The sequence below is a fragment of the Streptomyces fildesensis genome (assembly GCF_016107395.1).
GTDB classification, from domain to species: domain Bacteria; phylum Actinomycetota; class Actinomycetes; order Streptomycetales; family Streptomycetaceae; genus Actinacidiphila; species Actinacidiphila fildesensis.
The window spans coordinates 35,697-60,219 of sequence record NZ_JAAIKO010000021.1 but is presented as its reverse complement, the minus strand read 5'-3'; the positions used below and the strand labels follow the sequence as shown (position 1 = coordinate 60,219).

Genomic DNA, 24,523 nt, shown 5'->3' with positions numbered 1-24,523 from the left:
GGTGAGTGCCGCCCGGATGCCGCTTGTTCCGCCCTGTCGGGCCCGTTGCCGTCATGACTCCCAAGCATTAGATTGGGAGTCATGACGGCCTGGGGGGTCCTGCGCGACCGCGACGCGGGAAGGTATCTGGCCGGGGTGCTGGTCTCCGGCTTCGGCAGCTCGGCGATGATGCTGGCCGCCGGTATCTGGGTGAAGTCGCTGACCGGCTCCAGCAGCCTCGCCGCGCTGGTCGGCGTCTGTCTGTGGACCCCGACGCTGGCCGGTCCGCTGCTCGGCACCGTGGTCGACCGGGTGCGCCGCCGCCCGCTCCTGGTGCTGGTCAACGCCGCGATGGCCGCCCTGCTGCCGCTGCTGCTCGTGGTCCGTACGGCGGACCTGGTCTGGATCCTCTTCGCCGTGCTCGTTCTGTACGGGACCGCGTCGGTGCTCTGCGACGCGGCCGAGGCCGCCGTCGTCACCGCCACCGTCCCCGGCGAACTGCGCGGCGACTTCAACGGACTGCGGATGACCGCCAACGAGGCGATGAAACTGCTCGCCCCGCTCGCCGGCGCCGGCCTGTACGTCCGCTACGGCGGCGGTTCCGTCGCCGTGCTCGACGCCGTCACCTTCGCGCTCGCCGCGGCCGTCTTCGCGATGGTCCGGGTGCGGGAGGAACCGCCCGCCCCCGCTACGACGGGCTGGCGCGAACAGACCGCCGAGGGCATCAGGTACCTGCGCCGGCATCCGCTGCTGCGCCGTCTGGTGGCCGTCGGTTCGATCGCCATGCTGCTCTCCGCGCTCGGCAGCTCGGCGATCTACGCGGTGGTCGACGCGGGCCTGCACCGTTCGCCCGCCTTCGTGGGCGTGCTGTACGCGGGGCAGGGCGCGGGCTCGGTCGTCGGGGGAGTGGTCGCGGGGGCGTTGCTGCGGCGGATGCCGGAACGGGTCTTCGCGGCCACCGGCATGCTGCTGTTCGCCCTCGGGGCCGCCGTACGCGCCACTCCGTGGGTCTCCGCCGCCCTGATCGGCGGCGCGGCGATCGGAGTCGGGCTGCCGTGGGTGTTGATCGCGGCGCTGACCGCCGTCCAGCGGGAGACGCCCGCCGCACTGATCGGCCGGGTCGCGGCCACCGCGAGCACGCTCGTCTTCGCGCCCACCGCGGTGGGCGGACTGGTGGGCGCCGGCCTCGTCGCGGTCGTCGACCACCGCCTGCTGCTCGCCGCCGTCGGTACGGCGGGAGTGCTCGCCGCGGCGTACTGCCTGTTCCAGGTCCCGGCGGCGGAAGCGGACGAGGTGACCTCCGCTGCGGACCGGGGTGGCCAATTCTTTACCGACGCGTAACTAGCCGCCCTTTGCTACTGGCGCGTAAGTTGACGTGAACGTAACAACCTTGTGATCCGGATCACAGCGTGGGTGGAGTCCCAAGACTTCCCTGACCTGCGAGGAGATCACATGAGGCTGCCCTGGAAGCGCATGCTCACCGCGCTGGCTCTGGCATGTGCGGTGACGGCCGCACCGACCGCCGCCACCGCCGCAACCGCACATTCGGCCCCGTCCAGCGGATGGAACAACTTCTCGTGCCGGCCGTCCGCCGAGCACCCCCGGCCGGTCGTGCTCGTGCACGGAACGTTCGGCAACGGGACCGACAACTGGCTCGGGTTCGCCCCCTATCTGGTGGCCCGGGGCTACTGCGTCTTCTCCTTCGACTACGGTCAGCTGCCCGGCATCCCGTTCTTCGACGGGCTCGGTCCGATCGCGGACTCCGCGCAGCAGCTGGCGGACTTCACCGACCAGGTGCTGGCGGCCACCGGGGCGCCGAAGGCGGACCTGGTCGGGCACTCCCAGGGCGGCATGATGCCGCGCTACTACCTGAAGTTCCTCGGTGGCGCGGCGAAGGTGAACGCCCTCGTCGGCCTGGCTCCCGACAACCACGGAACCACCCTCAACGGGCTGGCCAACCTGCTCCCGTACTTCCCCGGAGCGGCCGACGCCATCCACTCGATCGTCCCCGGACTCGCCGACCAGGTGGCCGGATCGGTCTTCATGCAGACCCTCAACGCGGGCGGCGACACCGTCCCCGGGGTGCGCTACACCGTCATCGCGACCCGTTACGACGAGGTCGTCACGCCGTATACGTCGCAGTTCCTGTCCGGGTCGAACGTACGCAATGTGCTGCTGCAGGATCTGTGCTCGGTGGACATCTCCGAGCACGTCGCGATCGGCCTGACCGACCGGATCGCCTTCCATGAGGCGGCGAACGCCCTCGACCCGGCGCACGCCACCCGGACGACCTGCCTTTCCGTGCTCAGCTGACCCATGGCGGTGAGATGCGGGAGCCATCGGCGAGGACGGCCTCCAGGCCCACGCTGGTGGTGACCCACATCGTGGCCGGTTCCTCCGTGGGATTGCTGACGCCCAGGGAGGAGCCGGAGGGTGCGACGGCGGCGTCGCCCGGCGCCAGGGTGGACACCTCGCCGTCGATGCTGAACCGCACCGTGCCGCTCAGGACGAGGAAGACCTCCTCGCGGGTGATGGTGTGGGCGAGCCCCGCGGTGCCGCCGGGTATCTCGCCGCGCCAGGCGCACAGCTCCTCGCTGCCGTGCGCGGGCAGGATGTACGAGACGAAACGGACGCCGTGCATCTCGTGGACGACGGCTTCGGTTGCGGTGACAACAGGCATGGCGTACCTCCATATGGTCAACCTGCTTGAGCAAGTTGCTTGACAATATAGTCAAGCAGCTTGCGTAGTGTGTCAAGCTGTTCCCGTGAACAACGCTGACGCCATGAGCCTGACCGCGACCCTGCTCGCCGCGGCCGGCGGTCTCACCGCCGTGATCCACGAAGGTGTCGTCGCCCGCGGCTTCGACGACCTCAGGCCCGCCCACGGGTTCGCCTTCGCCCGGCTGGCACCGGGCGGCGCGACCGCCGCCGACCTGGCGGAACACCTCGGCGTCAGCCGCCAGGCGGCGAGCCAGATGGTCGAGGAACTCGTCGGCAAGGGCTACGTGGAGCGCCGCCCGCACCCGGACGACGCCCGCGCCCGTCTCGTCGTTCTCACCGACCGCGGCTGGGCCTGCACCCGCGCCGCGGAGGCGGCCGCCGCCGACGCCGTACGCCCCTGGGCCGCCCTCCTCGGCGAGCGCCGGCTGCAGGCCCTGCGGGACGACCTGGCCCGGCTGGCGCCGGGCGGCCCGATCCGTCCCAACTGGTAGCCGACCAACCGGTAGCCGACCGCTGCGGGTGCCCATGACACAGCAGTGCCGCTGCCCGTGGGGAGGCAGCGGCACCGGATCAGGGGGAGCGGTCGTCAGGAGCGGCGACGTCCCGCCGCGGTAGCCCTGCGACGGACGGTCGCGAGCAGCACCGTGGCCCCGGCCGCGATCACCGCGGCTCCGCCGATGGCGAGCGGCCCCGTACTGCTGGAGCCGCCGGTCTCGGCGAGATTCGTGCCGGCGGCAGGCGTGGTGGGCGCGGCGGAGCCGTCGGTCTGCGGCGCGTTGCCGCCCGCGGCGGGCATGGTCGCCGCCGTGTGGTCGTGGTGGACGGTGGACTGCGAGGCGCCCGCGGCTATCTGCGCCTCGGACGGCGCGGACGCGGCCGCCGACGGCGCGATGGTGGCCGGCGCGCTGTGCGTGGCGCTGTGCGAGGGAGTGGCCGGCGCCGGCGCCGAGCCGCCGGAGTCCTTGCCGAAGACCACGTCCGAGCAGGTGTAGAAGGCCTCGGGGCTGTCCGAGCGCTGCCAGACGCTGTAGATCAGATGGCGGCCGGTGCGCTGCGGCACCTTGCCGGAGAACGTGTAACTGCCGTCCTTGAGCGTCGGATCGGTGACGGACGCGAACGGCTTCGCCTCCAGGTCGGACCACTTCAGCGGCTTCGACGGGTCGTAGCCGTCCTTGGTGATGTACAGGTCGAAGGAGCCCTTGTGCGGGGCGGTGGCCCGGTACTTGAAGGTGAAGGAACCACTCTTCATGGCCGTGGCGGGCCAGTCCGCCCGCGCCAGATCGAGCCCCTTGAACTCCGTGTTGCCGGCGCTGCACAGCTTTCCGTCCGGCACCTTGGACCGGCTCCGCCCGCCCGCCTCGCCGTCCCGGATCCCGTTCCAGTCGTAGAGCGCCTGCGTCCCGCCCGCCGCGACAGCGGCCTTGCACGCGGCGGACCGCGGACTCTCCGGACCCTCCGCGTAGCAGGCGGACACCCGGCTGACCGGGTTCGACATCGAGCCGTGCGCGCTCGCGGGAGCGGAGGCCAGGCCGGTCAGCACCAGCGGCCCGAAGCCCATGACAGCGACTGCGGCAGCCTTGCGACGTACGGTCATTCCGGGGGTCTCCTTCGACGGTGGCACGGGCCCAACGAGCAGCACGCTAGCCCCGAAGAACCGTCAGAACCCCGCCGCCAACTGCGAAAACCCGATCTTTATGGGCGCGTTAAGGGGCCCCTGAGAGCTGATTAAGAACGCGCCCCGGTGATCGGCCGTGGCAGGGTGGCGGCATGACTGAACCGAGCCGACGGCCTGCCGCGCTGGAACTGATCGAGGCCGTCGTCGACGCAGGCAGCTGGCGTCGGTGGGACGAGCCCGTCACCGTGCTGCCCGAGGCGGCGGAGTACCGGGCCGATGTGGAGAAGGCGCGGCTGCGGACCGGACTCGATGAATCCGTCGTCACGGGTGAGGGACGGATCCGGGGTCGGCGGGTGGCGCTGATCGCGGGGGAGTTCGGGTTTCTCGGCGGGTCGATCGGGGTGGCGGCCGGGACGCGGCTGGTGACCGCGGTGGAGCGGGCGACGCGGGAGCGGCTGCCGCTGCTCGCGTCCCCGGCCTCCGGCGGTACGCGGATGCAGGAGGGCACCATCGCCTTCCTGCAGATGGTCAAGGTCGCGGCCGCCATCACCGACCACAAGGCGGCCGGCCTGCCCTACCTCGTGTACCTGCGGCATCCGACCACCGGCGGGGTGCTCGCGTCGTGGGGATCGCTGGGCCATGTCACGGCCGCGGAACCGGGGGCGCTGATCGGGTTTCTCGGTCCGCGGGTCCATGAGGCGCTGTACGGCGAGCCGTTCCCGGCCGGTGTCCAGGTCGCCGAGAACCTGCTGGCCAACGGCCTGGTCGACGCCGTGCTCCCGGCGGGACAGCTGGCCGGGGTCGCGGCGCGGGCGCTGGACGTGCTGTGCGGTGAGGCGGGTGATGACGTGGAGGCTGTTTCCGGTGCCGACCGGCGGGCGGGCACGGTTGCCGAGGTCTCCACCGCCGACTCGATCCGGCGCTCGCGCCGCCCGGACCGGCCGGGACTGCGGGCGCTGCTGGATGGCGCCGGGCGGGAGGTCACCCCGCTGAGCGGTACCGGCGCGGGGGAACGTGACCCCGGACTGCTGCTCGCGCTGGCCAGGTTCGGGCCGACGCCGTGCGTCGTGCTCGGCCACGACCGGCGCCCGGACGAGGCGGGGCCCGCCCCGCTGGGTCCGGCCGGGCTGCGGGAGGCGCGGCGCGGTATGCGGATCGCGGCCGAACTCGACCTGCCGCTGCTCACCGTCATCGACACCGCGGGTGCGGCGCTCAGCCGGGAGGCGGAGGAGGGCGGCCTCGCGGGGGAGATCGCCCGCTGCCTCGCCGACCTCGTCACCCTCCGGGCACCGACCCTCTGTCTGCTGCTCGGCCAGGGCGCCGGCGGCGGCGCCCTGGCGCTGCTGCCCGCCGACCGCGTCATCGCCGCCCGGCACGCCTGGCTCTCGCCGCTCCCGCCGGAAGGCGCGTCGGCGATCCTCTACCGCACGACGGACCGGGCGTTCGAGGTCGCGGAGCGGCAGGGCGTGAGTTCCGCCGATCTGCTCGCCAACCGGATCGTCGACACCATCGTCGAGGAGACTCCCGACGCGGCGGACGACCCCGGCGAGTTCCTCACCCGCCTCGGCGCTCTGCTCGGTACCGAGCTGGCCGCTCTGCGGGCCCGTGACCGCGGCGAACGGCTGGCCGCCCGGCGGGCCAGGTACCGCAACCTCGGGCTGCCTTCGTGAGGCTCGCGCCCTAATGAGAGAGCCCTTCTCCCTCATTAGGGGTCGTAGGCTGGGGTGAGGTCGTCGAACGGCCGGATCCGCGGTGGAGAGGGGAGATCCATGGCACGTCAGCTGGCGTTGGAGCTGGTGAGCACCGTCCGGCACGACGGGGACGGCGGCGTCGCCGACGACCTCACCACCGTCGAGGAGACGACCCGCTGGATCCAGGAGTGGGCCGGCCTGCTCTCCGTGCACAGCGCCGCCGGCGCGGAATTCGCCGCGGACGAGGAGCTCAGAGACCGTGTCGTCGCCCTCCGGCAGGCGGTCCGGGCGCTCTTTGCCCTGGCCGTGAGCCCCGCCCCGCCGAGCCGCGCGGACGCCGACCGCCTCCTGCCCGCCGAGCAGGCACTCGACCGGCTCAACTCCGCGGCCGCGGGTGAACCGGTCGCCCCTCAGCTGGTCTGGCTTCAGGGTGAGACTCCGGCCGTCCGGCTGCTGTCCACCGCAGACGACCCGGGGGTGCGGATCGTCGCCGCTCTGGCCCGTGCCGCCATCGAGTTCCTGGCGGGTCCGCAACGGGAACTGCTGCGGGCCTGCACGGCACCGCGCTGCGTGCGCTACTTCGTCAAGGGACACGGCCGGCAGGAATGGTGCAAGCCGGCGTGCGGCAACCGGGCCCGGGTCGCCCGCCACTATCAGCGCACGCGCACCGGGGCGGACACGGAACCGGACCGGAGCTGACGCGCGCCGACCTGGTCGTGGGTGAACTCGTCGGCCGGGCCCGTTGTGCCAGGATCGCCGCCATGAGCCTGAGGATCACCGTCGCCGCCGACGCGGCCACCGCCCCCTTCGAGCAAGTGCGTGAGCAGATCGCCGATCAGGCGCGCACCGGCCGACTCCCCGTCGGCCACAAGCTCCCGACCGTCCGGGGCCTCGCCGAGGAGCTGGGCCTCGCGGCCAACACGGTCGCCAAGGCCTACCGCGCCCTCGAGGCCGACGGCGTCGTCGAGACCCGCGGCCGGAACGGCACCTTCGTCGCCGCCGCCGGCGACGCCGCCGAGCGCCAGGCCGCTGCCGCCGCCGCGGAGTTCGCGCAGCGCGCTCACCGCCTCGGGCTGGACCGCACGGCCGCCCTCGCCGCCGTCCAGGAAGCGCTGCGCGCCGCCTACGACAGCTAGGCCCCCTCCGGCGGGCACGCCCCCTCCGACGGACAGGCCCCCGCCGTTGGGCAGGTCCTCGCTCCGGGGCGCGCGCCGCACCTGCGACGTCCGCGACACCCGGCCGAAGCCCCACCCGAACCCGGTACCGATCAGAGGTACAGACCGTCCGAGGTCGGGGCCGGAGCCGGGATGGTGGAGCCGGCGCCGCGCCGCAGCGCGTACAGCTCGGCGAGGGTGGCGCCCTCGCGCCCGATGCCCTCGGTGGTGCCGAGCCAGGCGGCGGACTCGTCGCGGGTCAGCGGGCCGACCTCGATCCGCGACAGGCAGCGGCCCGGCCGGACGACGGCGGGGTGCAGCCGTTCCAGGTCCTCGTTGGTGGTGATGCCGACGAGCACGTTGCGGCCCTGGCCGAGCAGGCCGTCGGTCAGGTTGAGCAGCCGGGAGAGCGCCTGGCCGGTCTGGTGCTTGGCCTGACCGCGGATCAGTTCGTCGCAGTCCTCCAGGAGCAGCAGCCGCCAGCGGCCGCCGGCCGTGCCGTCGTCCTCGCCGATGGCGATGTCCATCAGATAGCCGACGTCGTTGAAGAGCCGCTCGGGGTCAAGGACGCAGTCCACCTGGCACCAGTCGCGCCAGGAGCGGGCCAGGGTGCGCAGCGCCGAGGTCTTGCCGGTGCCGGGCGGGCCGTGCAGGAGCAGCAGCCGGCCGGTGATGTCGTCCTTGGTGAGCTTCATGAGGCCGTCCATGGCCTCGGCCACCGGGGCCGTGTAGTTGCCGCGGAGCTCTTCCCAGGTGGCGGCGGAGATCTGCCGGGTGGTGCGGTGCGGGCCGCGGCGCGGTGAGACGTACCAGAAGCCCATGTTCACGGTCTCGGGCTGGGGTTCGGGCTCGTCCTCGGCGTCCTCGACGGCCCGCGCGAGCACCTGATCGGCCAGTTCGTCGGTGACGGCGGCGACCGTGACGTCCGCGCCGCGGTTCCAGCGGGAGATCAGGATCGTCCAGCCGTCGCCCTCGGCGAGCGTGGCGCTGCGGTCCTTGTCGCGGGCCTGGCGCAGCACGGCGGCGTCCGACGGGATCAGCGTCAGGCCGGACTTGACGTTCTCCAGGGACGCGCCGCGGGAGTACGGCTGCTCGCCGGAGGTGAAGCGCCCGAGGAAGAGCGCGTCGACGACGTCGGACGGCGAATCGCTGTCGTCCAGGCGCAGATGGACGGGTACCGCGCGGTGCGGCGGGCGCGGGGCGTGCCGGGCGTGTGCGGGGTCGGGCAGGCTCTGCGGCACAGGCCTCCTCGGGTCATGGGGCTTTGCGGACATGCGGCCCATGATCCGGCACGGGGGCCGCATCCGCCCAGTGCTTTTCCGGGCCGGAAATCAACCCCTGAACCAGGCCGGAAACGCGGCACGGAACGAGGCCGGAACGAGGCCTGGAAGAGGTTTGGACGCGGCCTGGTCGGCGTGGAGTTGAGGCGTTACGGACGTTTCATATGAATGCAATGCACACGACAAAGATTCATGGTCAGGACACTTCCCCCCGTGGGTTACCGGCGGGTACAACAGGTCTCGCAGAGATCCTGCCCAGGGAGGTTCCATGAGACTGTCCCGGTTGGCATCAGCCGTATCCGCGCTGATCCTCACCACTGGCCTCGCGCTCATCGGCGCGGCCCCCGCGCACGCCGCGGCGCCCTCGTACGCAGCCCTCGGAGACTCGTACTCCGCAGGCGTCGGCGCCGGCAGCTACGACAGCTCCAGCGGTGACTGCAAGCGCAGTACCAAGGCCTATCCCGCACTGTGGTCGGCGGCCCACGCCCCGTCCTCGTTCGCCTTCACCGCCTGCTCCGGTGCCCGTACCGGTGACGTCCTCAACAACCAGCTCGGTCCGCTCAACGCGTCCACCGGACTGGTGAGCATCAGCATCGGCGGCAATGACGCGGGCTTCTCCGACGTCATGACCACCTGTGTGCTCAACTCCGAGAGCACCTGTCTGGCCCGGATCGCGCAGGCTCGCACCTACGCGGACAACACCCTCCCCGGTCTCCTCGACAACGTATACGACGCGATCCACGCCAAGGCCCCCAACGCCCATGTGGTCGTGGTGGGCTACCCGCACTTCTACAAGATCAACGGAAATTGCTGGGGCGGGCTCAGTGACACCTCCCGTGCCGCGATCAACGGCGCGGCCGACGAGCTCGACACCGTGACGGCCAAGCGCGCCGCCAACCACGGCTTCAGCTTCGCCGATGTGCGCGGCACCTTCACCGGGCACGAACTCTGCTCGGGATCACCCTGGCTGAACAGCCTGACGTTCCCGATCGACGAGTCCTACCACCCCAAGGCGGCCGGCCAGTCCGGCGGCTACCTGCCCGCGTTCAGCTCCGCCGCCTGATGCGCTGACCGATGCGCTGACCGATCCGTACCGTTCACCCCGGCCGCCGGCGTCGTCGACGTCGGCGGATCCGGTCGGCAGTCCACGGTGAACGACACCGGGTCGGACCGGAACTGCTTCGGGGCCCCGACCTCCACCACGATCCGGTCGGTGCTCTGCTTGCCCGCCTCGAACGACAGCTCGGTGTGCTGGTACGTCCGGGACTTCGGGCCGTCCGCGGCGAACTCGGCGGTCTTCCACCCGGGGTCGGAGTTGCGGCCGCTGTCCGTCGTCCAGCGGAACACCACCGTCGCCGGAGTGCGGTCCACCGTGATCACCGCGGTGAACTCCGGTGCCTGGCCGGACGGCGCCGGGCATGGCCCCGTATAACTCTCCCGCTCGGCGGTCACCTTGATGGTGACCTTGACGACCGGAATGCCGGACGACGAAGGGGACGCCGTGGTCGTCGTGACCGTCGGACCCGCCGTGGTCGTCGGCGGAGTGGTCCGGGTCGTGGACGTTCCCGTGCCGGTGGACGGGGTACTGCTGCTTGAACTCGCTCCGGTCCCGCCGGTGGACGCCTTGTCGTCCTCCGTCCCGTGGTCCAGCAGCGTCCAGGCCACCACGCCCGCCGTCAGGGCGAGCACCAGCGCCCCCGCCGCCAGCACCGTCGCGACCCGCCGGCGCCGCGTCGGATCCGGCTCGGCGCCGTAGGACGAGGGCCCCGGCCCGTACGGGGATCCGTACCCCGGGACGGTCGGCGGTGTCGGGCCGCCGGTCCCGCCGGATGGCATCGGCTGCGGCATCGGCTGCGGCACCGGTCGCGGCAGCGGTTGCGGTAGCGGCTTCGTCCGGGGCGAGGAGCCGGAAGCGGCCGGGGGATACCCGGTGGACGGCGGCCCGGTGCGGCCGGCCGCAACAGCGTCCAGCATCTCCTGGGCCTCGCTCCCGCTGATGCGGTCCGCCGGGCGCTTGCGCAGCAGCCCCTCCAGCACCGGACCCAGCGGCCCCGCCCGGCGCGGCTCGGGCAGTTCGTCGTCGACGGCCGCGCGCAGCGTGCTCAACGCCGAATCGCGGCGGAACGGCGACGCCCCCTCCACCGACCGGTAGATCAGCACCCCCAGGGACCACAGGTCCGACTCCGGCCCGGGGGCGTTCCCCATGGCCCGCTCGGGTGCGAGGTATTCCGGCGATCCGATCAGCTCGCCGGTGCGGGTCAGCGCCGCGGTGCCCTCGATCATCGCGATGCCGAAGTCCGTGAGGACGACCCGGCCGTCATTGGCGATCAGGACGTTGCCGGGCTTCACGTCCCGGTGCAGCACCCCCGCGGCGTGCGCCGCGCGCAGACCGGCCAGGACGTGCGCGCCGATGTCCGCCGCCCGCCGCGGGGTCATCGGGCCGTCCGCGTCGAGGACGTCGGCGAGGGTCAGCCCCCGGACGAGCTCCATGACGATCCACGGCGCGCCGCCGGCCACCGCCACGTCGTACACCGTGATCACGTTCGGGTGGATGATCCGGGCCGCGGCCCGGCCCTCCTGCTCCAGGCGGGCGTACAGCTGCCGCACTTCGCGCTCGTCGAGGCCGGCGGGCGCCCGCACCTCCTTGACCGCGACCTCCCGGCCGAGCAGTTCGTCGCGGGCCCGCCACACGACGCCCATGCCGCCGCGGCCGAGTTCGCCGATCAGCCGGTAGCGGTCCGCGAGCACCCGCTCACCGCCCGTGCCTTCGCTCATGTGCGAACCCCCGCCCGTAACCGGAGTGATTCGGAGGAAATCTACCTCAAGCACGCGTGGTTGAAGCCGGTCCCGGCGATGATGGTGGGAGCGGCCGGGGGTAGGCTCCGGCTGTCGGGTGGCCGCCAACTGCCTTGCGTGCGGCGGCAATTCGCTGTTCAGTCGTCAACACCCAGGACCGGAAGGTGAATCCGGGACCTGGGATGCGCAGGTGACGCGTCGGGGCGATAGGGTTACCCTGCCCGGGCCGGGTGCCCTCGTACGGGTGGGGAGTGTCATGGAACAAATAGCTATGCGAAGCAGGCCGAGAGTGCCTGCCATCAACTGCGGAAGCAGCACGACCAGCACACGTCTGGACCGTCATCTCGCGATACTGGGCGGCCCTGCCGTACCGCACCGCGAGAGTGCGGAGGCGACGTTGCTGATGCGGGAGCTGACATCGCGGGATTCGGCGCGCACCAAGGCGAGCCGCAGTGCACGGGTGTCGCTGTTCGCGCCTCTGCGACGCCTGCGGCGCTCGCTGTTCGGCAGCCGCGGCTGATCCCACCTTCCGGCGGTCACACCGTCCCGGCACAGCGCTGCGGCCAGCGGCGTTGCGGTGTGCTCGCCGTGAACGGCAGGAGCTCTACGCGCGTCCGCGTGCGTTCGGACACCTGTGGCGACCACCCGCGCCGTCCGAACGTGCCACCGTGCGAGCCGACCTGTGCGCCTCGGCCCACGGTTCACAGCAACGCGAACTGACCGTCCGGCCCTTCCTCGTGATGGTCCAGCACCGAGGCGGGGCGCCGTGCTCCCGCGGGAGCGGGCAGCACCCCCGCGAGGCGCAGCGCGTCGGCGGAGATCCCCGCCGCGCGCGCCCGCCGCGACCCCGGTTCCGCCGCCAGCCGCTCCGCCAGCTTCCGCCGCTCCGGACGGAGCGCGGCCAGCAGCGTGAGCACGGTGACGAGTTCGAGCAGCTCCGTGGTCGTCTCCCGGGTCCAGCGCGCGGGGCGGAGCGCCTCCAGCGTCCCCGGGGCCGCGACGGCCGTCCGCCGCTCGTACCAGGCCTCCAGCACCCGCACCCCGCCCGCGTGGAACTCCCAGGCGGCGGCCGGCACCGGTGAGACCAGCCCGTCCCCGATCCGCAGCGCCTCCTCCTCCGGGTCGTACTCCAGCTCCCCGGCCCGTGGCGCGGGGGGAAGCGGCGCGCGCACGTACGGGCGCCGGCCGCCGGGCAGCCGGGGATGGCCGGCGGGCCGGCCCACGGCGGGATCCGCGCAGCGCTCGCCCCGGGTGTGCAGCCAGATCGACGTACGGCCCAGCTCGACGGCCGCGAGCCAGAGTTCCGGGTCGCGGGTGAGCGGCACCACGACACCGTCCCGCTGGTCCCGGGCGGGCAGACTCGCGACGGTGATCCAGGCGAGGAGGTCCTCGGCGCCCACCGGCAGACCGAGGAGCTCACCGAGCAGTTCGGTCAGGCCGGGCGCGAAGTTCGGGTCCTGCCCGCCGGGCCGCCGGTACAGCGGCCGGATCCGGCCCGGTTTCCCAGCGGGGGACCGGCCGTCGGGCAGCACGGCGCCGAACGCCAGTGCGGGACCGGGGACGTTCGGGAGCCGGGCCTGCTCCACGGCGAAGATCTGCCGCTCGTCGGCGACCCGCCACAGCTCCGGGCGGGCGGCGTCGATGAGCCGGTGGTCGGGGATCAGCCACTGCAGGTCGAAGGCGCCGTGCAGGACGCGGACCGGATCAGGGCACGGCCCGCTCTCGCGGGCGAGCCGGGTGGTGGCCGCAGGCGGCCCGTCCCGTCCCGGGACCGCGAGCTGGGGCGCCGGGGTGTGCAGTCCGCGGGCCCGGCTCGGACGCAGCAGCCGCTCACGTTCCGCGTCGTCCGGCGCCGCCAGCAGCGCGTCCCAGCGGGCCCGCAGCGCCTTCGCGTCGGGCGCCACCGCCCAGGACCGCCCGTACAGCAGCGGCGGCACGGACCACGGCATCAGATCGGCGAGCACGGGAGCGCCATGGCCCGCCCCGGAGTTGGAGCCGGCAGCTCGTGGCGGCGTCACGTCACGGGCCTCCCCAGCGCCTGGATTCGCGGATGCGCTTCCCACCGTCGGCATCGTACTGAGCCGCGCTCGCGGCCGCACCGCCACCCGGGAAGCGCGACCTGTGCGGATTGCCACCGACAGCAAAGCGACGGGCGCCCGGTGTCAGCGCGCCTCCATCGTCACGGTGAACGAGAACCGGTCCCCCCGGTAGTGGATCCGCACCACGTCCACCGCGCGGCCCGAATCGTCGTACGTCACCCCGGTGTAGTGCAGGATCGGGCTGAGCAGCGGGACCTGGAGCAGCCGCGCCGTCTCCGGGTCCGCCAGCCGGGCCTCCACCGTGTCGGTGATGCGGCTGATCCGCACGCCGAGCGCGTCCCGCAGGACCTTCGTCATCGGCCACCGTTCGAGATCGGCCAGATCGATGCGCTCGGCGAGTTCCGGACGGACGGAGTTCTCCGCCCAGTTGGTCGGCTCGCCGCTCTCCTCGCAGCGCAGCCGCCGGAAGAAGGCCGCCTCCGCCAGATCGGGGAAGTGCTCGGCGGCCCAGGACGGCACCGGCGCGGTCCCGTGCCCGAGCACCGCGGTGTGCTCACCCGACTGCTGGGCCACGATCGCGTCGACCGAGCCCAGCAGCCGGACCGGCGCGCCGCGCAGCGCGGTCGGCTCGATGAAGGTGCCGCGCCGCCGGTGCCGGCTGATCAGCCCCTCCGTCTCCAGCTCCTTGAGGGCCTGCCGCATCGTCAGCACGCTCACGCCGTAGTGGCCGGCCAGGTCGTCCTCGGTCGGCAGCCGCAGCGGGGCGTCCGGCCGGCGGCCCAGTATCGAGGCGCGCAGCGACTGCGAGACCTGGTACCACAGCGGCAGTTTGCGGTTGAGGACGATCGAGTCCGGGGCGAAGGCGGTCATGAGGTGGGGAAGTGCCGCTCAAGGCCCTGCCACACCTCGTCGTAACCCTCCTGCCGGTGATCGGCGGCGAGCGCGCCGCTGGTCGGTACGACGGGCCAGCGGGTCTCGAACATGAACGCCAGCCCGTCGTCGACCTTCTGCGGCTTCAGCTCGGCGGCGCTGGCCTTGTCGAAGGTGGCGCGGTCCGGGCCGTGCGCCGACATCATGTTGTGCAGCGAGGCGCCGCCCGGGACGAATCCCTCGGCCTTCGCGTCGTACGCGCCCTCGATCAGGCCCATGAACTCGCTCATGACATTGCGGTGGAAGTACGGCGGGCGGAAGGTGTCCTCGCCGACCAGCCAGCGCGGTGCGAAGACCACGAAGTCGGCGTTGGCCAGCCCGGGGGTGTCGGAGGGGGCGGTCAGCACGGTGAAGATCGACGGGTCCGGGTGGTCGTAGCTCAGCGACCCCAGGACGTTGAAGCGCCGCAGGTCGTAGACGTACGGGACCAGGTTGCCGTGCCAGCCGACGACATCGAGCGGCGAGTGGTCGTAGGTCGCGGCCCAGAGGTTGCCGCCGAACTTGTTGATCACCTCGACCGGTTCCTCACGGTCCTCGAAGGCGGCCACGGGCGCCAGGAAGTCCCGTGCGTTGGCCAGCCCGTTCGCCCCGATCGGGCCGAGGTCGGGGAGCCGGAACGCCTGCCCGTAGTTCTCACAGACATAGCCGCGGGCCGTCGGGTCCAGCAGTTCCACCCGGAAGCGCATCCCGCGCGGGATCAAGGCCACCTCGCCGGGGCCGGCCTGGAGCAGGCCCAGCTCGGTGCGGAGCAGCAGGGTGCCGTGCTCGGGCACGATCAGGAACTCGCCGTCGGAGGACGAGAAGACCCGGTCCGCCATCGACGTGTTGGCCGCGTACCAGTGGATGCCGATGCCCTCGCGGCGCAGCACGTCACCGTTGCCGCCGACGGAGACCAGGCCCTGGACGAAGTCCGTGGGGACGTCCGGCAGCGCGGGCGCGCTCCAGCGCAGCCGGTTGGGGTCCGGTTCCACGTCGAGGAAGGGCGCGCTGCGCAGCGCGCCGTTGTCGACCCGGCGGAACGGCGGATGCGCGGCCGAGGGGCGGATCCGGTACAGCCAGCTGCGGCGGTTCTGGTGCCGGGGCTCGGTGAACGCGGTGCCGCTGAGCTGCTCCGCGTACAGGCCGAGCGGGGCGCGCTGCGGAGAGTTCCGGCCGATCGGCAGTGCTCCGGGCACCGCCTCGCTGACGTGCTCGTTCCCAAAACCGGGGGAGTACGTGAGGTCCGTGTCGTGCGTGTTGCCCATCGTGCGCTCCCGGTGCCGTTGTCCCATTCCTATGGTCGACCATAGGAATGGGACCGGCGAACCGTCAATGACCTTGGACCCCGCCGCCGCTAGGGTGGCCGGAAAAGGAGGGTGTGCCGTGACCGGCCAAGGGCTCCGCCGAACCCCGGTGCAGCAGCGCAGCACCGAACGCCTCAGCCGCATCCTCGACGCCTGCGCCCAGCTGCTGGACGAGGCCGGGTACGAGAGCCTCAGCACCCGCGCGGTCGCCGTACGCGCCGGCGTCCCCATCGGCTCCGTCTACCGGTTCTTCTCCAACAAGCGCGCGATGGCCGACGCCCTGGCGCAGCGCAATCTCGACCGGTACCTGGACCGCGTCACGGCCCGCCTCGCGGAACCGGGAGGCGGGGCGGCGCCCGGGGCGGGCGCCGGTGCCGGGCCGCTGTCGCTCGATGTCGCCGTCGGGGTGGTCGTCGACGAGTACATCGCGATGAAGGGCGTCACCCCCGGCTTCGAGCTCGTCGACTTCGGCATCCCCGGCGAATCCGAGCCCAATCGCCACGTCGCCGACCGGCTGCTGGAACTGCTCGCCGGGCGGCTGGGCCTCGACCCGGCGGACGCGTACGCCCGGCTCACCTTCGTGATCAGCGTGGAGGCCGCCGACGCCCTGCTCCAGCTGGCCTTCCGTACCGATCCGGCGGGGGATCCGGCCGTGATCGCCGAGACTAAACGCATGCTGCGCGCTTATCTCGCACGGTAGGCCGCCTCTCTTGGACGGCAGGCCGGTTCGTCGAGCCCTCGCCCCGATTGGGGCCGTCCTGGGGGTTCCCACATGCATACCGGTCGGTATGCTCGCCTGTACGTGCGCTGCCGTCGTCCCAGGAGAGCCCGATGACCCGTACCGCCCTGCGTATCTGCCCGCTGTGCGAGGCCACCTGCGGTCTGACACTCACCCTTGACGGTGACACGGTCACGAGCGCCCGCGGCGACCGCGACGACGTGTTCAGCGCCGGCTTCATCTGCCCCAAGGGTGCGACCTTCGGCGCCCTCGACGCCGACCCCGACCGGCTGAGCCGCCCCCTCGTACGCCAGGACGGCCGGCTCGTCGAGACCGGCTGGGCCGAGGCGTTCGCCGCCGTCGCCGCCGGGCTCGGCGCGGTCACCGCCGCGCACGGGCCCGACGCCGTCGGCGTCGTCCTCGGCAACCCCAACGTCCACACCGTCGCGGGCGGCCTCTACCCCGCGCAGATCGTCGGCGCGCTGCGCAGCCGCAACATCTTCTCCGCCAGCACCCTGGACCAGATGCCCAAGCACGTCGCGTGCGGCTATCTCTTCGGCGACCCGAACGCGATCCCGGTTCCCGACCTGGACCGTACCGATCATCTGCTGATCATCGGTGCGAACCCGCTGGTCTCCAACGGCAGTCTGTCCACCGCCGCCGACTTCCCCGGCAAGCTGAAAGCGCTGCGTCGGCGCGGCGGACGGATCACCGTGATCGACCCCAAGCGCACCCGCACCGCGGAGGTCGCCGACCGGCACGTCTCGCTGCGGCCGGGCACCGACGCCGCGCTGCTCTTCGCCGTCGTGCAGGTGCTGTTCGCCGAGGGCCTCACCGATCTCGGCGCGCTCACGGACCAGGTGACCGGCGTGGAGGAGGTACGCGCGCTCGCCGCCGCCTTCACCCCGGAGGCCGTCGAGGGCGTGTGCGAGGTGCCGGCCGCCGAGATCCGCGCCCTCGCCCGCGAACTGGCCGCCGCGCCCAGCGCCGCCGTCTACGGGCGGCTCGGCAGCACCGCCGTCGAGTTCGGCACCCTGTGCAGTTGGCTCGTGGACGTGCTCAACGTGCTGACCGGCAACCTCGACCGGCCCGGCGGCGCCATGTTCCCGCTCTCCCCGACCGCACGGGCACCCCGGCCCGCCGCGCCCGGCAAGGGCTTCACCGTCGGCCGCTGGCACAGCCGGGTCTCCGGCCACCCCGAGGTGAAGAGCGAACTCCCCAGCACCGCCCTCGCCGAGGAGATCGACACCCCCGGCGAAGGCCGCGTCCGGGCCGTCATCGCCCTCGCCGCCAACCCGGTGCTCTCGGCGCCCGACGGCCACCGCCTCGACCGGGCGCTGGCCGGGCTGGACTTCATGGTCAGCGTCGACCCGTACCTCAACGAGACCTCCCGGCACGCCCACGTCGTCCTGCCGCCGCCGCGGCCGACGCAGAGCGCGCACTACGACTTCGCCTTCTCCACGCTCGCCGTCCGCAACACCGTGCGGTACAGCCGCCCGGTCGTGGAACTGGAGGACGGCCGCCCCGGCGAGCCCGAGATCTACGCCCGGCTGGTCCAGATCCTGTCCGGCGCCGGGCCGGACGCGGACCCCGCCGCCGTGGACGAACAGGCCATCGTCCGGCTGCTCGCCCGCGCGACCGCCGACCCGCTCTCGCCGCTGCACGGCGGCGACCCGGCCGAGCTGGCGGCCCGGCTCGGCGGCCGGACCGGATATGAGCGGCGGCTCGACCTCATGCTCCGCCTCGGCCCGTACGGCCTCACCCTCGACAAGGTCCTCGCCCAGCCGCACGGCATCGACCTCGGTCCGCTCGCCCCCCGCATCCCCGAGGTGCTCCGCACCCCGTCGGGCCGGATCGAACTCGCCCCGGCGCCGATCGCCGCCGACGTGCCGCGGCTGCTGCGCTCCCTGACCGAACGGGCCTCGGGGCCCGTCCTCATCGGCCGCCGCCACCTGCGCTCCAACAACAGCTGGATGCACAACCTGCCGGCGCTCTCCGGCGGCACCAACCTGTGCACCCTGCAGGTCCACCCCGAGGACGCGGCCCGGTTCGGGCTCGCGGACGGGGGGACCGCCCTGGTGAAGGGCGACGGCGGCGAGATCGAGGCACCGGTCGAGGTCACCGACGCCGTACGCCCGGGCGTGGTCAGCCTGCCGCACGGCTGGGGCCACGACCGCGGCGGCACCCGGCTCGCCACGGCAGGGCTGCACCCCGGGGTCAACGTCAACCAACTCCTGGACGGCAGCCGCCTCGACCCGCTCTCCGGCACGGCCGTCCTCAACGGCTTCCCGGTGCAGGTCTCGGCGCTGCCGGGTCTCCCGGGTCTCCCGGGTCTCCCGGGCGGTGACTGATCTCCGTCCGGCGGGCGTGGGCGGTCGCCCGATCCGTCCTGTCAGGGCGGCGCGCGGGCGTGGGTCCGCACGTGAGCCAGAGCACGGAAGGGCCTCTGGCGTGCGAAAACTAACGGCGCTAGTTTGGGTGGGTCAGGCAGACCCGCCCCCTACCGGGAGGACGACGACGTGAAGGCTCACGACGGCATGTACATCGACGGGGCCTGGCGCCCCGCCGCCGGGCACGAGTCGATCGAGGTGGTCAATCCGGCGGACGAGCAGGTCATCGGATCCGTGCCGGCCGGCACCTCGCAGGACGTCGACGCCGCCGTACGGGCCGCGCGCGCCGCGCTCCCCGCGTGGGCCGCGACCGCCCCCGCCGACCGCGCCGCCCTCATCGGCGCGCTGCGCGACCGGCTGGCCGCCCGCCGCGAGGAGATCGCCGGGACGATCAGCGCCGAACTCGGCGCCCCGCTCGGCTTCGCCGCCGCCGTCCACACGGACCTGCCGATCGCCGTCGCCGGCTCGTACGCGCAGCTCGCCGCGTCGTACGCCTTCGAGGAGAAGGTCGGCAACTCCACCGTCCTGCAGGAGCCGGTGGGCGTCGTCGGCGCCATCACGCCCTGGAACTACCCGCTGCACCAGATCGTCGCCAAGGTCGCCCCCGCGCTCGCCGCCGGCTGCACGATCGTCCTCAAGCCCGCCGAGGACACCCCGCTCACCGCGCAGCTCTTCGCCGAGGCCGTCGACGAGGCGGGCATCCCGGCCGGGGTGTTCAACCTCGTCACCGGCCTCGGCCCGGTCGCCGGACAGGCGCTGGCCGCCCACGACGGCGTGGACCTCGTCTCGTTCACCGGCTCCACCGCCGTCGGCAAGCAGATCGGCGCCACCGCGGGCGCCGCCGTCAAGCGCGTCGCCCTCGAACTCGGCGGCAAGTCCGCCAACGTCATCCTGCCGAGCGCCGATCTCGCCAAGGCGGTCAACGTGGGGCTCGGCAATGTCTTCGCCAACTCCGGCCAGACCTGCAGCGCCTGGACGCGCATGCTCGTCGACGCCGACCGGTACGACGAGGCCGTGGAGATCGCCACGGCCGCCGCCGCCAAGTACGTGCCGGGGGACCGGCTCGGGCCGGTCGTCAACGCCAAACAGCGCGACCGGGTCCGCGGCTACATCCGGCGCGGCATCGAGGAGGGCGCCAGGGTCGTCGCGGGCGGGCCCGACGCCCCCGAGGGCTTCGGCGACGGCTACTACATCCGGCCGACCGTCTTCGCCGACGTCACCCCGGACATGACCATCGCCCAGGAGGAGATCTTCGGCCCGGTCGTCGCGATCCTGAAGTACCAGGACGAGGACGACGCCCTGCGCATCGCCAACGGCACCGTCTACGGTCTCGCGGGCGCGGTCTGGGCGGCCGAGGAGTCCGAAGCCGTGGCCTTCGCCCGCCGGATGGACACCGGGCAGGTCGACATCAACGGCGGCCGGTTCAACCCGCTGGCGCCGTTCGGCGGGTACAAGCAGTCGGGTGTCGGCCGGGAGCTCGGTGCCCATGGGCTGGCGGAGTACCTGCAGACGAAGTCGCTGCAGTTCTGAGGTCCGGTTCTCCGGTCCGGTGCTCAGGTTCGGTTCCGAGGGCCGGTTCCGGGTCCGGCCCCCGTCCGGTGTTCCGCAGTGATTGAGTACCGTGCTTCCGGCTGCCCGAACACCGTCAGAGCCGGGTGACCCGAGCAGTCCCAGCAGAGAGTCCGAGAGGAACCCCGTGGTCCGCGCCGCCGTCCTTCCCGCCGTCAGCCAGCCCCTGATCGTCACCGAGATCGAGATCCCGGCACCGGGCCCCGGCCAGGTCCGGGTGCGTCTCGCCGCCGCGGGTGTCTGCCACTCCGACCTGTCGCTGTCCAACGGGACCCTGCGCCAGCCCGTCCCGGCCGTCCTCGGGCACGAGGGTGCCGGGACCGTCATCGAGGTGGGCGAGGGGGTCACGGCGGTCGCTCCTGGCGACCGCGTCGTCCTCAACTGGGCGCCCTCCTGCGGGGCCTGCCACTTCTGCGCCCTGGACGAGCCCTGGCTCTGCGCCAACGCCGGCGCCGCCGCCACCGTCCCGTACGCGAAGCTCTCCGCCGACGGCAGCGAGCTGTACCCGGGCCTGGGCACCGCCGTCTTCGCCGAGGAGACGGTCGTCCCTGAGAACGCGATCCTGCCGCTGCCGGACGGGATCCCGCTCACGGACGCCGCCCTGCTCGGCTGCGCGGTCCTCACCGGTTACGGGGCCGTCCACCACGCCGCGCGGGTCCGCGCCGGGGAGTCGGTCGCGGTCTTCGGGGTCGGGGGCGTCGGGCTGTCCGTGCTGCAGTCCGCCCGCATCGCGGGCGCCGGGCCGGTGATCGCCGTCGACGTCTCGCCGGCGAAGGAAGAACTGGCGAGGGCGGCGGGGGCCACCGAGTTCGTGCTCGCCTCCGACGACTCCTCCGGCACGTCGGACACCGCGAAGCGGATCCGCAAGCTGACGGGCGGGTACGGGACGGACGTCGCGATCGAGTGTGTCGGCCGCGCCGACACCATCCGGACCGCCTGGTCGGCGACCCGCCGCGGCGGGCGGACGACGGTCGTCGGCATCGGCGGCCAGGACCAGCAGGTCACGTTCTCCGCGCTGGAACTGTTCTACTTCGGCCGTACCTTGTCCGGCTGCGTGTACGGGAACAGCGACCCGGCCAGGGACCTGCCGGTGCTCGCGGAACACATTCGGGCGGGGCGTCTCGACCTGGGCGCGATGGTGACGGAACGCATTGGCCTGGACGGCATCCCGGCGGCGTTCGAGGCTATGACGGCTGGGCGGGGTGGCCGGGCTTTGGTGGTTTTCGACTGATGGTGCGTGGTGGGTGCGGTGCCCGGGTCCTGCGGGGCGGCGGTTCGAAATCGACTGCCGCGCCGTCTCTACTCGACCTGGGCGAGCCACCCGCGGTAGGCCGTGGTGAACGGCTCGGCTCCGTCGCCTACTTGCTGCATGAGCCATTGCGCCGCTCCGGCGGCCTGCTCGATGACGTCGGCCGGATATCCGTAGCGCACCTGATGCTCGGCGAACTCGTCCTCGTCCACCAGGAGCGGTGTCGGCTCGCCGCGCTTGCGGATGACGTCGAGATCCAGGTCGATCATGGTGACCTCGGTGGGGGAGAGCCACTGCGGCGGCGTGGTGATGTCGCAGTAGATCTCGGTGCGGCGGGGCGCCGCGTTGAAGGTGCCGGTCCACCACGCTTCGCGGGGGAACAGCAGCACGTACGCGTCGGCGAACACGATCTCCGGGCCGTGGCCCTTCCGCGAGACGCTTCCCTTGGGCGCCCCGAGCCAGACGCCGTGCTCGTCCTCGCCCAGTCGGCGCATGGCCATGTTCCAGTGCAACGATCCGTCGTACTTCCGGTACTCCACCCGCACGTCATCAGACATGCGGGGCATCGTAACCGCCGTCCTTGAACTGGATGGAGAGTCCGTCGACCAGGGCCTGCAAGCCCTGGTCGAAAGCCCCCTCGTCGACCTGCTGCTGATGTTCCGCCAGCAGATGCGCGCTGCCCAGGTGCGGGTAGTCGGCCGGGTCGTACGCTCCCGCGTCGTCGACGAAGCCGCGGGCGAAGGAGCCGAGCGCCGAGCCGGCCACGAAGTACCGCATCAGCGCGCCGATGCGGGTCGCGTGGGCGGGGGGCCAGCCGGCGTCGACCATGCCGCCGAAGACGGCGTCGGCCATGCGGAGGCCGGCCGGCCGGCGGCCGGGGCCCTGGGCGAGGAACGGCACGATGTTGGGGTGGGCGGTGAGGGCCGCGCGGTAGGAGCGGCCCCATTCCAGGAGCGCTGTCCGCCAGTCGGGGCCGCCCTGGAACATCGACAGATCGACCTGGGAGACGACCGTGTCGGCGACCGCGTCCAGGATGTCGTCCTTGACCTTGAAGTGGTTGTAGAGCGACGGCCCGCTGACCCCGAGTACGGCCGCGAGCCGCCGGGTCGAGAGCGCCTGCAGGCCTTCCGTGTCCACGAGCGTGAGCGCCGCGGCGACGATGAGTTCGCGGTTCAGGAGGGGCTTGCGAGGGCGGGCCATGCCACGCATAGTAGGGCCTGCGTACTGAAAACTAGCGGTGCTAATTTATGGGAGGTGCCCCCCGTGGACCTTGCGCTCTCGCAGGAGCAGACCGCCGTCCGGCAGCTCGCCAGGGACTTCACGGAGCGCGAGATCACGCCGCACGTGGTGGAGTGGGACCGCGCCGAGAGTGTGGACCGGGGGATCGTCAAGAAGCTCGGCGCGCTCGGGTTCCTCGGGCTCACCATCGACGAGGAGTACGGCGGCTCGGGCGGTGATCATCTCGCGTACTGCCTCGTCACCGAGGAGCTGGGGCGTGGCGACTCCGCCGTGCGCGGCATCGTCTCGGTGTCGTTGGGGCTGGTCGCCAAGTCGATCGCGTACTGGGGGAGCGAGGAGCAGAAGCGCGCGTGGCTGCCGCGGCTCACGTCCGGTGAGGCGGTCGGCTGCTTCGGGCTGACCGAGCCCGGTACCGGCTCGGACGCCGCGAACCTGACGACGCGGGCGGTGCGCGACGGGGACTCGTACGTCATCACCGGCTCGAAGATGTTCATCACCAACGGCACCTGGGCCGATGTCGTGCTGCTCTTCGCGCGCACCGGCGACCCCGCGACGGCGCCGGGTCACAAGGGCGTCAGTGCCTTCCTGGTGCCCACCGACACCCCTGGGCTGACCCGCACGGAGATCCACGGGAAGCTCGGGCTGCGCGGCCAGGCCACCGCCGAGCTGGTGCTCGACGGTGTCCGCGTACCGGCCTCCGCGATGATCGCGCCCGAGGGCAAGGGCTTCTCGGTCGCGATGTCCGCCCTGGCCAAGGGCCGGATGTCGGTCGCGGCGGGCTGTGTCGGGATCGCCCAGGCGTGCCTGGACGCGGCCGTGGCGTACGCGGGGGAGCGCGAGCAGTTCGGCAAGCCGATCGCTCACCACCAGCTGGTGCAGGAGCTGATATCCGACATCGCCGTGGACGTGGACGCCGCCCGGCTCCTCACCTGGCGGGTCGCCGACCACATCGACCGCGGGCTGCCCTTCGCCACCGAGTCCTCGGTGGCGAAGCTCTACGCGAGCGAGGCCGCGGTGCGCGCCGCCAACAACGCGCTGCAGGTGTTCGGCGGGTACGGGTACATCGACGAGTACCCGGCGGGGAAGCTGCTGCGGGACGCGCGCGTCATGACGTTGTACGAGGGCACCAGTCAGATCCACAAGCTGCTCATCGGGCGCGCCCTGACCGGGGTCTCCGCCTTCTAGCCCGGTCCGATTGACCGACCGGCCGGTATCTAAGCGCTTGCTCACCTTGGCTGTAGGGTGTCGGCCATGGATGTGGAGGCAGGAACGCCCGACGCGTGGAGCGACGTCACCCCCGATGCGGCCCGTCGGCTGGTGATCGCCGCGGTCGAGGCGTTCGCCGAGCGCGGGTATCACGCGACGACGACCCGCGACATCGCCGGGCGCGCCGGGATGAGCCCCGCCGCGCTCTACATCCACTACAAGACCAAAGAAGAGCTGCTCTACCAGATCAGCCGGGTCGGCCATCTGCGCTCGGTCGGGCTGCTCGAAGAGGCCGCCAACGGCGCCGGCGCGCCGGGCGAGCGGCTCGCCGTCGCCGTCCGGGCCTTCGTCAGCTGGCACGCGGAGCGGCACACCACCGCGCGCGTCGTGCAGTACGAGCTGGGCGCCCTCGCCGAGGACCACTACACCGAGATCGTCGCTCTGCGCCGCAAGTCCGAGCGCGCGGTCCGCTCGATCATCGAGGACGGCGTACGGACCGGCGAGTTCGACGTGCCGGACGTCGCCGGTACGGCGCTCGCCATCCTGTCGCTGTGCATCGACGTCGCCCGCTGGTTCAACCCCGACGGACGCCGTACGCCGGACGACGTCGGCGTGCTCTACGCCGATCTCGTCGGGCGCATGGTCGGCCCGCGGCAGCCGTAGG

At 72.6% G+C, this 24,523-nt stretch carries 23 protein-coding genes; 14 read left to right on the top strand and 9 right to left on the bottom strand.

Features of this window, described 5'->3' with window-relative positions; all coding sequences use genetic code 11:
• The first annotated feature begins 81 nt into the window (after positions 1-81).
• Entirely contained in the window at positions 82-1,320 is a 1,239-nt protein-coding gene (locus tag C6N31_RS24920; RefSeq protein WP_138353324.1) for an MFS transporter, read from the top strand.
• Between the two features lie 111 nt (positions 1,321-1,431).
• Positions 1,432-2,292 carry an esterase/lipase family protein gene (locus C6N31_RS24915; RefSeq protein ID WP_138353323.1) on the top strand — a complete coding sequence of 287 codons (861 nt, stop codon included), beginning with the start codon at positions 1,432-1,434 and terminating at the stop codon, positions 2,290-2,292.
• Here C6N31_RS24915 and C6N31_RS24910 read toward each other — a convergent pair.
• Positions 2,285-2,659 (bottom strand): cupin domain-containing protein, encoded by a 375-nt coding sequence (locus C6N31_RS24910; RefSeq protein WP_138353322.1) that lies wholly within the window; start codon positions 2,657-2,659, stop codon positions 2,285-2,287. The two genes, C6N31_RS24915 and C6N31_RS24910, sit on opposite strands and share 8 nt — an antisense overlap.
• 85 nt (positions 2,660-2,744) lie before the next feature.
• On the opposite strand from C6N31_RS24910, the gene C6N31_RS24905 reads away from it, so the two are divergent.
• Positions 2,745-3,191 carry a MarR family winged helix-turn-helix transcriptional regulator gene (locus tag C6N31_RS24905; protein WP_138353321.1) on the top strand — a complete coding sequence of 149 codons (447 nt, stop codon included), beginning with the start codon at positions 2,745-2,747 and terminating at the stop codon, positions 3,189-3,191.
• 95 nt (positions 3,192-3,286) lie between these two features.
• On the opposite strand, the gene C6N31_RS24900 is transcribed toward C6N31_RS24905, so the two are convergent.
• Entirely contained in the window at positions 3,287-4,294 is a 1,008-nt protein-coding gene (locus C6N31_RS24900; RefSeq protein ID WP_198358255.1) for a lytic polysaccharide monooxygenase auxiliary activity family 9 protein, read from the bottom strand.
• A gap of 173 nt (positions 4,295-4,467) precedes the next feature.
• Between C6N31_RS24900 and C6N31_RS24895 the strand changes: the two genes are divergently transcribed.
• The 3 genes from C6N31_RS24895 (at position 4,468) to C6N31_RS24885 (ending at position 7,142) form a co-directional block, all read left to right on the top strand.
• A complete protein-coding gene (locus C6N31_RS24895) occupies positions 4,468-5,985 on the top strand; it encodes a carboxyl transferase domain-containing protein (RefSeq protein ID WP_138353319.1) in 1,518 nt (505 codons plus the stop codon).
• A 99-nt stretch (positions 5,986-6,084) separates the two neighbouring features.
• Positions 6,085-6,705: a CGNR zinc finger domain-containing protein gene (locus C6N31_RS24890; RefSeq protein ID WP_138353318.1), complete on the top strand. Its 621-nt coding sequence runs from the start codon at positions 6,085-6,087 to the stop codon at positions 6,703-6,705.
• 62 nt (positions 6,706-6,767) lie between these two features.
• Positions 6,768-7,142, top strand: a complete 375-nt coding sequence (locus tag C6N31_RS24885) for a GntR family transcriptional regulator (protein ID WP_198358254.1) — start codon at positions 6,768-6,770, stop codon at positions 7,140-7,142.
• Positions 7,143-7,273: 131 nt separating this feature from the next.
• Here the strand turns inward: C6N31_RS24885 and C6N31_RS24880 are convergent, their stop codons facing one another.
• Entirely contained in the window at positions 7,274-8,464 is a 1,191-nt protein-coding gene (locus tag C6N31_RS24880) for a DUF5925 domain-containing protein (RefSeq protein WP_198358253.1), read from the bottom strand.
• Between the two features lie 244 nt (positions 8,465-8,708).
• Between C6N31_RS24880 and C6N31_RS24875 the strand changes: the two genes are divergently transcribed.
• Positions 8,709-9,503, top strand: coding sequence for an SGNH/GDSL hydrolase family protein (locus tag C6N31_RS24875; protein WP_138353315.1), 795 nt, complete (start codon positions 8,709-8,711; stop codon positions 9,501-9,503).
• Here C6N31_RS24875 and C6N31_RS24870 read toward each other — a convergent pair.
• Complete coding sequence (locus tag C6N31_RS24870; RefSeq protein WP_198358252.1) at positions 9,473-11,215, bottom strand: serine/threonine-protein kinase; 1,743 nt, start codon at positions 11,213-11,215, stop codon at positions 9,473-9,475. The genes C6N31_RS24875 and C6N31_RS24870 overlap by 31 nt on opposite strands.
• A gap of 277 nt (positions 11,216-11,492) precedes the next feature.
• Here C6N31_RS24870 and C6N31_RS24865 point away from each other — a divergent pair, with 277 nt between their 5' ends.
• Complete coding sequence (locus C6N31_RS24865) at positions 11,493-11,756, top strand: hypothetical protein (protein ID WP_138353313.1); 264 nt, start codon at positions 11,493-11,495, stop codon at positions 11,754-11,756.
• A gap of 181 nt (positions 11,757-11,937) precedes the next feature.
• On the opposite strand, the gene C6N31_RS24860 is transcribed toward C6N31_RS24865, so the two are convergent.
• From C6N31_RS24860 to hmgA, 3 genes are all read right to left on the bottom strand, one after another.
• Positions 11,938-13,308 carry a type ISP restriction/modification enzyme gene (locus C6N31_RS24860; RefSeq protein WP_187144816.1) on the bottom strand — a complete coding sequence of 457 codons (1,371 nt, stop codon included), beginning with the start codon at positions 13,306-13,308 and terminating at the stop codon, positions 11,938-11,940.
• Between the two features lie 90 nt (positions 13,309-13,398).
• Positions 13,399-14,145, bottom strand: coding sequence for a GntR family transcriptional regulator (locus tag C6N31_RS24855; protein ID WP_138353311.1), 747 nt, complete (start codon positions 14,143-14,145; stop codon positions 13,399-13,401).
• Positions 14,142-15,449 carry a homogentisate 1,2-dioxygenase gene (gene hmgA / locus C6N31_RS24850; protein ID WP_138353310.1) on the bottom strand — a complete coding sequence of 436 codons (1,308 nt, stop codon included), beginning with the start codon at positions 15,447-15,449 and terminating at the stop codon, positions 14,142-14,144. Before hmgA ends, C6N31_RS24855 begins: the two co-directional genes overlap by 4 nt.
• 118 nt (positions 15,450-15,567) lie before the next feature.
• Between hmgA and C6N31_RS24845 the strand changes: the two genes are divergently transcribed.
• The 4 genes from C6N31_RS24845 to C6N31_RS24830 all read left to right on the top strand — a co-directional run bounded on the left by C6N31_RS24845 (position 15,568) and on the right by C6N31_RS24830 (position 21,396).
• The gene (locus tag C6N31_RS24845; RefSeq protein WP_244809108.1) at positions 15,568-16,188 is read left to right on the top strand and encodes a TetR/AcrR family transcriptional regulator; all 621 of its coding nucleotides are present in this window, start codon (positions 15,568-15,570) and stop codon (positions 16,186-16,188) included.
• 131 nt (positions 16,189-16,319) lie between these two features.
• A complete protein-coding gene (locus C6N31_RS24840) occupies positions 16,320-18,557 on the top strand; it encodes a molybdopterin-dependent oxidoreductase (RefSeq protein ID WP_138353308.1) in 2,238 nt (745 codons plus the stop codon).
• Between the two features lie 168 nt (positions 18,558-18,725).
• A complete protein-coding gene (locus C6N31_RS24835; RefSeq protein WP_138353307.1) occupies positions 18,726-20,126 on the top strand; it encodes an aldehyde dehydrogenase family protein in 1,401 nt (466 codons plus the stop codon).
• Positions 20,127-20,292: 166 nt separating this feature from the next.
• A complete protein-coding gene (locus C6N31_RS24830) occupies positions 20,293-21,396 on the top strand; it encodes a Zn-dependent alcohol dehydrogenase (protein WP_164293779.1) in 1,104 nt (367 codons plus the stop codon).
• 68 nt (positions 21,397-21,464) lie between these two features.
• Here the strand turns inward: C6N31_RS24830 and C6N31_RS24825 are convergent, their stop codons facing one another.
• Positions 21,465-21,971, bottom strand: coding sequence for a DUF402 domain-containing protein (locus C6N31_RS24825; RefSeq protein ID WP_198358251.1), 507 nt, complete (start codon positions 21,969-21,971; stop codon positions 21,465-21,467).
• Positions 21,964-22,614, bottom strand: coding sequence for a TetR/AcrR family transcriptional regulator (locus tag C6N31_RS24820; RefSeq protein WP_138353304.1), 651 nt, complete (start codon positions 22,612-22,614; stop codon positions 21,964-21,966). Before C6N31_RS24820 ends, C6N31_RS24825 begins: the two co-directional genes overlap by 8 nt.
• A gap of 63 nt (positions 22,615-22,677) precedes the next feature.
• Between C6N31_RS24820 and C6N31_RS24815 the strand changes: the two genes are divergently transcribed.
• Together C6N31_RS24815 and C6N31_RS24810 are read left to right on the top strand one after the other, a co-directional pair.
• Positions 22,678-23,838: an acyl-CoA dehydrogenase family protein gene (locus C6N31_RS24815; protein ID WP_138353303.1), complete on the top strand. Its 1,161-nt coding sequence runs from the start codon at positions 22,678-22,680 to the stop codon at positions 23,836-23,838.
• A 66-nt stretch (positions 23,839-23,904) separates the two neighbouring features.
• Complete coding sequence (locus C6N31_RS24810) at positions 23,905-24,522, top strand: TetR/AcrR family transcriptional regulator (protein WP_138353302.1); 618 nt, start codon at positions 23,905-23,907, stop codon at positions 24,520-24,522.
• Position 24,523 lies beyond the last annotated feature (1 nt).